This window comes from Streptomyces sp. NPDC052301 (genome assembly GCF_044593395.1).
Taxonomy (GTDB): Bacteria; Actinomycetota; Actinomycetes; order Streptomycetales; family Streptomycetaceae; genus Streptomyces.
In genome coordinates this window covers 312,294-321,110 of sequence record NZ_JBIUBE010000005.1, presented here as the reverse complement: position 1 = coordinate 321,110, position 8,817 = coordinate 312,294, and the positions used below count along the sequence as shown (strand labels likewise).

Sequence of the window (8,817 nt, the reverse complement as noted above, 5' to 3'; positions counted from 1 at the left end):
GCTCGCGCCCGTTCCCCACCGGGCCCTGCTCGCGCCCGTTCCCCACCGGGCCCTGCTCGCGCCCGTTCCCCACCGGGCCCTGCTCGCGCCCGTTCCCCACCGGGCCCTGCTCGCGCCCGTTCTCCACCGCCGTGCCGAGGACCGTCTCCAGGACCGATGCCCGGATCTCCGCGAGCACCGCACCGGCCGCCGTGCCCCGTACCGCCTCCGACACCCGGGCCGCACACCCCCCGCAGCCTTCCACGTGCTTCTCCAGGGACCAGGCGTCCGGCTCCGGCAGCGAGCCGTCGGTGTAGCGGGCCACGCGGTCCGCGGAGAGGTGCCAGATGTGGGTGTTGTCGTTCGTCATGCCGTGCCTCCCAGCGGCGACGGGTTCAACTGGGCCAGCGCCGCCCGCAGTTCGGCTCGGGCGCGCCGGGCCCGGGACTTCACCGTGCCCTCGGGTATGCCGAGCAGCCGGGCCGCCTCCCGGGTGCTCAGCCCGTCCACGACGGTCGCGCGCAGCACCTCGCGCAGCTCCGGGGAGATCCGGTCGAGCGCGGTGCCGACATCGCCGTACTCCAGCCCCACCAGCACCCTGTCCTCGGCGGACGGCGCGGCGGCGGGCTCGTGGGAGCCGTCAGGCGTCTCCAGCGGTGCCCCCGCCACCCGCGCGGCCCGCTCCTGGGCCCGCCGCGCGTCCACCAGCCGGCGCGCGGCGATCGTCCACAGCCAGCCGCCCGCCTCCTCCCCGCGGTGCCCGGCCGCCGACCGCCACACCGTGACGAACGTGTCCTGCACCACCTCGCGGACCAGCTCCGGATCGGCGCAGCGCCGGGTCAGCCGGGCGTGCAGCCACCCCGCGTGCCGGTCGTACAGGGCGGCCATGGCTCCCGCGTCCCCCGCGGCGACGGCCCGCAACAGGGACGCGTCCCCACCGGCCCCGTCGTCGTTCTCCCGATGGCCCCCCATGGGGCGGAACAGTCTCACACCCCCTCTATCGATCACCGGGCCGGCGCCGGATCACGATGCCCCCTTCAGGTGCTCCGCGGACCGTCACGCGTGCCGACGCCCTCACTGGGTAGGCCTGCCCTGACCCGACAGAAGCCGTCCCGACGACGCACCCACAAGGAGACCGCCGTGCCCGCATCGGCTCGCCTCTCGATTCCCGCCCAGTCCAAACCCGAGGCGGACCTGTCCGCCCATCTCCTGGAGACGGGGCTCTGCGTCTTCAGCTCGGAGAGCGCCTGCGTCCAGACCCCTCTGACCAGCGAACCGCCGCTGCCCGACGCCGAGCCCCTGACCAGCGAGCCCCCACTCGCCGACGCCACCCCGCTGACCAGCGAGTCCGACCCCGTCCCGGACTCCTTCGGCCCGGGGCTGTAGATGGCGGCAGCCCACGACGAGCACGCCGGACCACCCGCGCCGGAGCTGGCCCGGCTCGCCGAGCTGCACGGAGTCGCCACCTCCTACAGTCCCGCCCCCGACCGCACCGTCCCGGTCCCCGCCTCCGCCGTGGTCGCCGCCCTGGCCGCCCTCGGCGTCGACGCGGACGGCCCGGACGCGGTCCGTGCCGCGCTCGCCGACCGGGAGCGCGAGCTGCGCGCACGCCTGCTGCCGCCGACCCTGGTCCAGTGGGCCGGCGCGGAGCCGCCCACCGCCCTCGCCGACCTGCCCGCGGGCACCCGGCTGCAGGTGCGGACGGAGGACGGCGAGGACCGCGAGACCGCCGCCGGCCTGCCGCTCGGCGTGCACCGGCTGACCGCCCTCGCGCCCGACGGCCGTACGGCGACCGCCCACCTCGTCGTCGCCCCCGACCGGCTGCCCGCCCCGCCCGGCCGCTCCTACGGTCTCCTCGTCCAGCTGTACTCGCTGCTCTCCCGCCGCTCCTGGGGCATGGGCGACCTCGGCGACCTCGCCGAGCTGGCCGGCTGGGCCGGACGCACCGCGGGCGCCGGATTCGTCCAGGTCAACCCGCTGCACGCGGCCGTACCCGGCGCTCCCACCGATCCGTCCCCGTACCGTCCCTCCTCCCGCCGCTTCCCCGACCCCGTGCACCTGCGCGTCGAGGACGTCCCCGAGTTCCCGTACGCCGAGGACCAGGACCGGCTGCGCGGCCTGCTGGAGCGGGCCGACCGGCTGCGGGCGACCGTCCTCGACAAGGGCGCCCTCATCGACCGGGACGCGGTGTGGGAGCTGAAGCGGGAGGCCCTGGAGATCGTCCTGCGGGTCCCCCTGCCACCGGGCCGCCAGGCCGCCTACGACGCCTTCCGCGCCGCCCACGGCCAGGCCCTCGAGGACCACGCCACCTGGTACGCCCTCGCCGAGATACACGGCTCCGACTGGCACGGCTGGCCCGCCGGCCTGCGCGATCCGCGCTCGGCCGAGACCGCCCGCGCCCGCACCGACCTCGCCGACCGCGTCGCCTTCCACGCCCGCCTCGCCTGGCTCACCGACGGTCAGCTGCGCGCCGCCCAGCGCGCCGCCCGCGAGGCCGGCATGCCCGTCGGGATCGTGCACGACCTCGCCGTCGGCGTGCACCCGGGCGGCGCCGACGCCTGGGCCCAGCAGGACGTCTTCGCCGCCGGCACCTCGATCGGCGCCCCGCCGGACGCCTTCAACGCCCGTGGCCAGGACTGGGGCCTGCCGCCCTGGCGCCCCGACCGGCTCGCGGCCTGCGGACACGCCCCCTACCGCGACCTGCTGCGCGCCCTCTTCCGCTACGCGGGCGCCCTGCGCATCGACCACGTCATGGGCCTGTTCCGGCTCTGGTGGGTGCCTCAGGGCAGCCCGCCCACCGAGGGCACCTACGTCCGCTACGACGCCGACGCCATGCTCGCCCTCCTCGCGCTGGAGGCCACCCGCGCCGGGGCCGTCGTCATCGGCGAGGACCTGGGCACCGTCGAACCCGGTGTCCGCGAGACCCTGCAGCGGCGCGGGCTGCTCGGCACCTCGGTGCTGTGGTTCGAACGGGACTGGGAGGGCGACGGACACCCGCTGCCCCCCGAACGCTGGCGCGCCGACTGCCTGGCCACCGCCACCACCCACGACCTGCCGCCCACCGCCGCCCGGCTCACCGGCGAACACGTGGACCTGCGCGACCGCCTCGGCCTGCTCACCCGCCCGGCCGTCGAGGAACGCGCCGAGGCCACCGCCGACGCCGCCGAGTGGCTCGCCCTGCTGGGCAGTCTCGGTCTGCTGGACCTCACGGCCGCCGGGCCGCCCGGCTCCGACGAGGAGGAGGAGATCCGCGCCGTCCACCGCTTCCTGCTGCGCACCCCGGCCCGCCTGATCGGCGTCTGGCTGCCCGACGGTGTGGGCGACCGCCGCCCGCAGAACCTGCCCGGGACATGGGACCAGTACCCGAACTGGCGGCTGCCGATCGCGGACCACGACGGCCGTCCGGTGCCGCTGGAGGAGCTGGTGGCGTCGCAGCGGCTCAGAGGACTGCTGGAGGTGCTCAGGGAGGGGAAGACACCCTGAGCCTCCGCGACGGAACCCGGTGGCCGCCCCCACGGGACCCCGCAGCCTCCCTACGGGACCCCGGGCGCGCGGCCTTCCGGGTGATTCGCTAACTTGAAGGCGTGGACAAGAAGAACGCCCTGCGCGCCGGCGCCCTGGCCGCCGGTACGACGCTGATGATGCTGCTCATGTCGTCCCCCGCGCTCGCGCTGACCCGCGACGACGGCGACGACCCCGGCCCGGGCCTGAGCGTCGTCCAGACGCTGGGCCTGTACGTGCTGCTCCCGCTGGCGCTGTTCGTGGTGATCGCCGGTCTGGTCATGGCACTGGACAAGTCCCACAAGAAGAAGGACACCACCTCGTCCAACATCAACGTCAAGTCCGAGGCCAAGGCCTGACCGGACCGCCGACTCTCACGCCGAGGGCGCCCCTCCTCCCGCCGGTACGCGCGCACGTCGTACCCGGGTGAGGCCGGCGCCCTCGGCGTTTTCTCCTTCCCCGCCCCTCACGGGTGCGGCGCGGTCAGGTACCGCTGCACGGTCGGCCCGAGCCACGCCACCAGCTCCTCCCGGGACAGCGCCGTCGCCGCCGGCAGCCGCAGCACATAGCGGGTCAGGGCCATGCCGAGCACCTGCGCGGCACACAGCGCGGCCCGCGTCGGCACCTGCTCCGGGTCGGGACACACCTGACGGGCCACCGGCAGCAGCTGCTCCCGGAAGATGCCCTGCATCCGCTCGGCCCCGGCCTGGTTGGTGACGCCGACCCGCAGCACGGCCCGCAGCTCCTCGTTCTCCTCCCACAGGTCGAGGAAGTGGCCCACCAGCGCCCGCCCGACCTCCTCCCGCTCCACCCGCGCGAGGTCGGGCAACCGCAGATCGAGCGCGACGGCCGCCGCGAACAGCCCCTCCTTGCTGCCGAAGTACCGCATCACCATCGACGGGTCGATCCGCGCGTCCTTGGCGATGGCCCGGATGGTGGCCCGCTCGTACCCGTCGGCGGCGAAGCGCTCGCGGGCGGCGGCGAGGATGGCGGTGCGGGTGGCGTCGGAGCGGCGCGGCGGGCTGGTGCGGTGGTCGGCAGTCATGTCAACGAGCGTATGCCAACATTTGTAGGCCAACAAGCGTTGACCTTTCTGGCCGGGCCGCTCTAGGCTTGCCAACAAGCGTTGACCAACATCTGTTGGCACGGCACCCAGGAGGAGGCCCCTCATGAACGCCACCACGGGAAACACCGTCAAGAACGCCGAAGCCGTCGAAGCCGCCGAAGTCGTGGAGGCCGTCGAGAACGCCGAGAGCATCGAGAACGTCGTCGTCGTCGGCTCCGGCCCCACCGGCCTCCTCCTCGCCGGCGACCTCGCCACCGCCGGCGTCCCGGTCACCGTCGTCGAGAAGCGCCCGCACCGGATCAGCAACCTCTCCCGCGCCTTCGTCCTGCACGCCCGCACCCTGGAGCAGCTCGACGCCCGCGGCCTCGCCGACGCGCTCGAAGCCGTCGGCCGCCCCCTGGACCGCCTCGGCCTCTTCGGCCGGCTCACCGTCGACCTCGCCGCCCTCCCCTCCCGCTTCAACCACCTCCTGGTCCTCCCGCAGTACGAGGTCGAGAAGGTGCTCGAGAAGCGTGCGGTGGACGCGGGCGTCGACTTCCGCCACGACACCGAGCTGACCGGCCTGAGCCAGGACGCGAACGGGGTGACGGTCGAGGTCCGCGGGCCCGAGGGGGAGGCGCGGTCCCTGCGGGCCGGGTACGTCGTGGGCGCCGACGGCATGCGCAGCGCCGTACGGGAGGCGATCGGTCTGCCCTTCCCGGGCCGGTCGGTGATCCGGTCCGTCGTGCTCGCCGACGTCCGGCTCGCCGAGCAGCCCCTGACCCTGCTCACCGTCAACGCCGTCGGCGACGCCTTCGCCTTCCTCGCGCCCTTCGGCGACGGCTACCACCGGGTGATCGGCTGGCACCGGGGCCGTAACGTCCCCGACAGCGAACCGCTGGACCTGGCGGAGGTCAAGGAGATCACCCGGCTGGCCCTGGGCCGGGACTTCGGGATGCACGACGCCCGCTGGATGTCCCGCTTCCACAGCGACGAACGGCAGGCGCCCGCCTACCGGGTCGGCCGGGTCTTCCTCGCCGGGGACGCGGCGCACGTCCACACCCCGGCCGGCGGTCAGGGCATGAACACCGGGCTGCAGGACGCGGCCAACCTGAGCTGGAAGCTGGCCGCGGTCGCCGCCGGGCATGCGGGCCCCGGCCTGCTGGACAGCTACCAGGCCGAGCGGCACCCGGTCGGCAGGGCGGTGCTGCGCAGCAGCGGCGGGATCGTGCGCCTCGCCATGGCCAAGCGTCCCTGGACGCTGGCGGCGCGGGCCGTGCTCACCCGCTTCCTCGACGCGGTCGGCCCCGCCCGACGCGCGGTCGCCGCCCAGGTCACCGGCATCGGATACCGCTACCCCGCGCCCCGGGGCGCCCACCGTCTCACCGGCGCCCGCGTCCCCGACGTGGCCCTGGCCGGCGGCGGCCGTCTCTACGAGGCCCTGCGCGGCGGCCGGTTCGTGCTGATCACCCCGGAGCCGTACGAGGCGGGGGCCGGCCGCGCGAACCGGCTGGTGGTGGCGCGCTGGGCGAGCGACCGCCGTACGTCCGTGCTGGTGCGCCCCGACGGATACGTGGCCTGGGCGGCCGACACGGCCGATGTGACCCGGATCGGTGCGGCGGTGTCCGCCTGCGTCGGCGGCCAGGAGGCCTCGTCTGGATCAGCCCGGGTCCGCCCTGATTCGAACGAAACCCCCTAGTGATCCGCCCCCGGGGTCCCCGCGAGCAGTTCCCGCAGCAGGCCGGCCAGGTGGTCGGCCTGTTCGTCGTCGAGGGCGGACAGGGCCTCCGTCTGGACGGCGAGGCCCGCGCCGACCGCCTGGTCGATGATGTCCAGCCCCTTCGGGGTCAGCGTCACCTGGAGGCCGCGGCGGTCGTGCGGGTCGGGGGAGCGGCGCAGCAGACCGGCCCGTTCCAGCTTGTCGAGGCGGCCGGTCATGCCGCCGGTGGTCAGCATCAGCGTGGCCGACAGCCGGCGCGGGGAGAGGGTGTACGGCTCGCCGGAGCGGCGCAGGGTCGCCAGCACGTCGAACTCGCCGCGTGAGACGCCGTAGGGGGCGTAGGCCTTCTCCATCCGGTCGCTCATGGCCCGGGAGAGGCGGAAGATCCGCCCGAAGACCTCCATCGCCCTGGTGTCGAGGTCGGGCCGCGCGGTGGCCCACTGCTCGATGATCGCGTCCACGGGGTCCTTGCCTGCACTCATGGGCCGAGTATCGCCTCAGGGACGCTCGACGGCAAGAAAGTAGCTTGACGGAAAGTTGCTTAGGGCTAAGCTACTTTCCACGAAGCTACCTGGGGCAGTCCGAAGGGATCCCGATCGTGAAGCGACATGTCACCGTCCTGCTCACCGCCCTGGCGCCCGTCTCCTGGGGCACCACCTATGCCGTCACCACCGAGTTCCTGCCGCCGGACCGCCCCCTGTTCACCGGCCTGATGCGGGCCCTGCCCGCCGGGCTCCTGCTGCTCGCCCTGACGCGCGTGCTGCCGCGCGGTGTCTGGTGGGCCAAGGCGGCCGCGCTCGGCGCGCTGAACATCGGCGCCTTCTTCCCGTTGCTGTTCGTGTCCGCGTACCGGCTGCCGGGCGGGATGGCCGCCGTCGTCGGCTCGGCCGGACCGTTGTTCGTCGTCGGCCTCTCGGCGCTGCTGCTCGGCCGACGGCCGGCCCCACGCACCCTGGTCACCGGGGTCGCCGCCGCGCTCGGGGTCAGCCTCGTCGTCCTGGAGGGCGCGGGCGCGCTCGACCTCGTGGGGGTGCTCGCGGCGGTCGCGTCCACCGTCTCCATGGCCACCGGCACCGTACTGACCAAGCGCTGGGGCCGTCCGGACGGCGTCGGCCCGCTGGCGCTGACGGCCTGGCAGCTCACCGCGGGCGGCCTGCTCATCGCGCCGATCGCCCTGCTCGCAGAGGGCGCCCCGCCCGCCCTCGACGCCCGCGCGGTGGGCGGCTACCTCTACCTCGCCCTGGCGAACACGGCCGTCGCCTACTGGCTGTGGTTCCGCGGCATCGGCCGGCTCGCCGCCACCCAGGTCGGCTTCCTCGGCCCGCTCTCCCCGCTGACCGCGGCCGTCGTCGGCTGGGCGGCCCTCGGTCAGACGCTCACCCCCGTGCAACTGGCGGGCATGGCCCTGGCGTTCGCGGCGACGGTGGCGGCCCAGCTGGGAGGCCGGAAGTCCCGGCCGTTCAGCAGAACTGAAAAGAACGGTCGAAAAGATTCGATGGACCTGACAGGTTCCGGCTTGCGACGGTAGGGAACGGCACCCCCGCACCCCCGCCCGGAAAGGACCTCTGTGACCGCCGTCGTGCACCGGACGACCACCACGACCTCCACCGCCTCCACGACCACCACCCGGCTCTCCCGCGCCCTGCGCACCCGCGAGGCCGCCGCCCCCCTGCTCGGCCTCGCCTGCGCCGCGCTCGCCACGGTCGTCTGGTCCGGCAGCTTCGTCACCTCCCGCGGCCTGCACGACAGCGTCCCGCCCGTCCAGCACGCCTTCTGGCGCTGGGTGATCGCCCTGCTCGCCGTCGCCCCCTTCGGCGCCCGGCAGGCCTGGCGGCAGCGGGCGCTGCTTCGCCGGCACGGCCGCTACGTCCTTCTCGCCTCCCTGCTCGGCGTGGCCGTCTACAACACCCTGGTCAACCAGGCCGGGCTGACCACGCCGGCCGCCACCATGGGCATGATCATGGCGGCCTCGCCGGTGCTGATGGCGGCCTTCGAGCGGCTGGGCGGCGTACGGCTCGGCGGGCGGCGCACCACCGGGCTGCTCATCGCCTGCGGGGGCGTGGCGTTGCTGGTCGGCGGCGGCGCGGCCTTCTCGCCCGGCGACCTGTGGATGATCGCCGCGGCCTGCTGCTTCGCCGGCTACAGCGCGCTGCTGCGCCGCAAGCCCGCCGAACTGGGCGGCACGGCCTTCCTGTTCACCACGTTCCTGGTCGGCACCGTCCTCCTGCTGCCCGTGCAGGCCGCGAGCCTCGCCCTCCAGGGCGGCTTCAGCCCGGCCCCGGGCACCGTCCTGCCCCTGCTCTACGTCGGCGTGGCCTCCTCCGCCCTCGCCTTCTTCGCCTGGAACAAGGCCATCGCCCTGCTCGGCGCGACCCGTGCCGGCATCGTCTACTACCTCCAGCCGGTGTGCGTGGCCTTGCTGTCCTGGGCCGTCCTCGGTGAGACGACCGGCCTGCCCCAGCTGCTGTCGATGGCGCTGATCCTGGGCGGGGTGGTCCTGGGGGCGGGGTCCCGGCGGTGACGGCGGGCCGTGCCGCCGGGAAGGGACGGGCGCACGGTGGACCCGGTCGCC

At 74.8% G+C, this 8,817-nt stretch carries 10 protein-coding genes; 6 read left to right on the top strand and 4 right to left on the bottom strand.

The annotated features are described in order from the left end of the window. Together ACIHEJ_RS15920 and ACIHEJ_RS15915 are read right to left on the bottom strand one after the other, a co-directional pair. On the bottom strand, positions 1-349 hold a 349-nt coding region (locus ACIHEJ_RS15920; RefSeq protein ID WP_400135413.1), incomplete at its 3' end, for a zf-HC2 domain-containing protein. Then, entirely contained in the window at positions 346-951 is a 606-nt protein-coding gene (locus ACIHEJ_RS15915; RefSeq protein ID WP_400135411.1) for an RNA polymerase sigma factor, read from the bottom strand. The genes ACIHEJ_RS15915 and ACIHEJ_RS15920, both read right to left, overlap by 4 nt. Before the next feature lie 168 nt (positions 952-1,119). Here ACIHEJ_RS15915 and ACIHEJ_RS15910 point away from each other — a divergent pair, with 168 nt between their 5' ends. The 3 genes from ACIHEJ_RS15910 to ACIHEJ_RS15900 all read left to right on the top strand — a co-directional run bounded on the left by ACIHEJ_RS15910 (position 1,120) and on the right by ACIHEJ_RS15900 (position 3,839). Beyond that, positions 1,120-1,365, top strand: coding sequence for a hypothetical protein (locus tag ACIHEJ_RS15910; protein WP_400135409.1), 246 nt, complete (start codon positions 1,120-1,122; stop codon positions 1,363-1,365). Next, positions 1,366-3,462, top strand: coding sequence for a 4-alpha-glucanotransferase (malQ, locus tag ACIHEJ_RS15905; protein ID WP_400135408.1), 2,097 nt, complete (start codon positions 1,366-1,368; stop codon positions 3,460-3,462). Positions 3,463-3,563: 101 nt separating this feature from the next. Further along, positions 3,564-3,839, top strand: coding sequence for a hypothetical protein (locus tag ACIHEJ_RS15900; protein ID WP_400135407.1), 276 nt, complete (start codon positions 3,564-3,566; stop codon positions 3,837-3,839). 107 nt (positions 3,840-3,946) lie between these two features. On the opposite strand, the gene ACIHEJ_RS15895 is transcribed toward ACIHEJ_RS15900, so the two are convergent. Further along, on the bottom strand, positions 3,947-4,525 hold the full coding sequence (locus tag ACIHEJ_RS15895) for a TetR family transcriptional regulator (RefSeq protein WP_400135406.1): 579 nt from the start codon (positions 4,523-4,525) through the stop codon (positions 3,947-3,949). 124 nt (positions 4,526-4,649) lie between these two features. On the opposite strand from ACIHEJ_RS15895, the gene ACIHEJ_RS15890 reads away from it, so the two are divergent. Next, positions 4,650-6,224 carry an FAD-dependent monooxygenase gene (locus tag ACIHEJ_RS15890; protein WP_400135405.1) on the top strand — a complete coding sequence of 525 codons (1,575 nt, stop codon included), beginning with the start codon at positions 4,650-4,652 and terminating at the stop codon, positions 6,222-6,224. Here ACIHEJ_RS15890 and ACIHEJ_RS15885 read toward each other — a convergent pair. Then, the gene (locus ACIHEJ_RS15885) at positions 6,221-6,727 is read right to left on the bottom strand and encodes a MarR family winged helix-turn-helix transcriptional regulator (protein ID WP_400135404.1); all 507 of its coding nucleotides are present in this window, start codon (positions 6,725-6,727) and stop codon (positions 6,221-6,223) included. The genes ACIHEJ_RS15890 and ACIHEJ_RS15885 overlap by 4 nt on opposite strands. Before the next feature lie 116 nt (positions 6,728-6,843). Between ACIHEJ_RS15885 and ACIHEJ_RS15880 the strand changes: the two genes are divergently transcribed. Then, the gene (locus ACIHEJ_RS15880; RefSeq protein WP_400135403.1) at positions 6,844-7,773 is read left to right on the top strand and encodes an EamA family transporter; all 930 of its coding nucleotides are present in this window, start codon (positions 6,844-6,846) and stop codon (positions 7,771-7,773) included. 39 nt (positions 7,774-7,812) lie between these two features. After that, a complete protein-coding gene (locus tag ACIHEJ_RS15875; RefSeq protein ID WP_400135402.1) occupies positions 7,813-8,766 on the top strand; it encodes a DMT family transporter in 954 nt (317 codons plus the stop codon). Positions 8,767-8,817: the final 51 nt, after the last annotated feature.

What these genes read in the sequence shown, in the direction of transcription:
- ACIHEJ_RS15915 (WP_400135411.1), bottom strand. Translation starts at nt 951, where the DNA reads ATGGGGGGCCATCGGGAGAACGACGACGGGGCCGGTGGGGACGCGTCC.
- malQ (WP_400135408.1), top strand. Translation starts at nt 1,366, where the DNA reads ATGGCGGCAGCCCACGACGAGCACGCCGGACCACCCGCGCCGGAGCTG.
- ACIHEJ_RS15895 (WP_400135406.1), bottom strand. Translation starts at nt 4,525, where the DNA reads ATGACTGCCGACCACCGCACCAGCCCGCCGCGCCGCTCCGACGCCACC.
- ACIHEJ_RS15890 (WP_400135405.1), top strand. Translation starts at nt 4,650, where the DNA reads ATGAACGCCACCACGGGAAACACCGTCAAGAACGCCGAAGCCGTCGAA.
- ACIHEJ_RS15885 (WP_400135404.1), bottom strand. Translation starts at nt 6,727, where the DNA reads ATGAGTGCAGGCAAGGACCCCGTGGACGCGATCATCGAGCAGTGGGCC.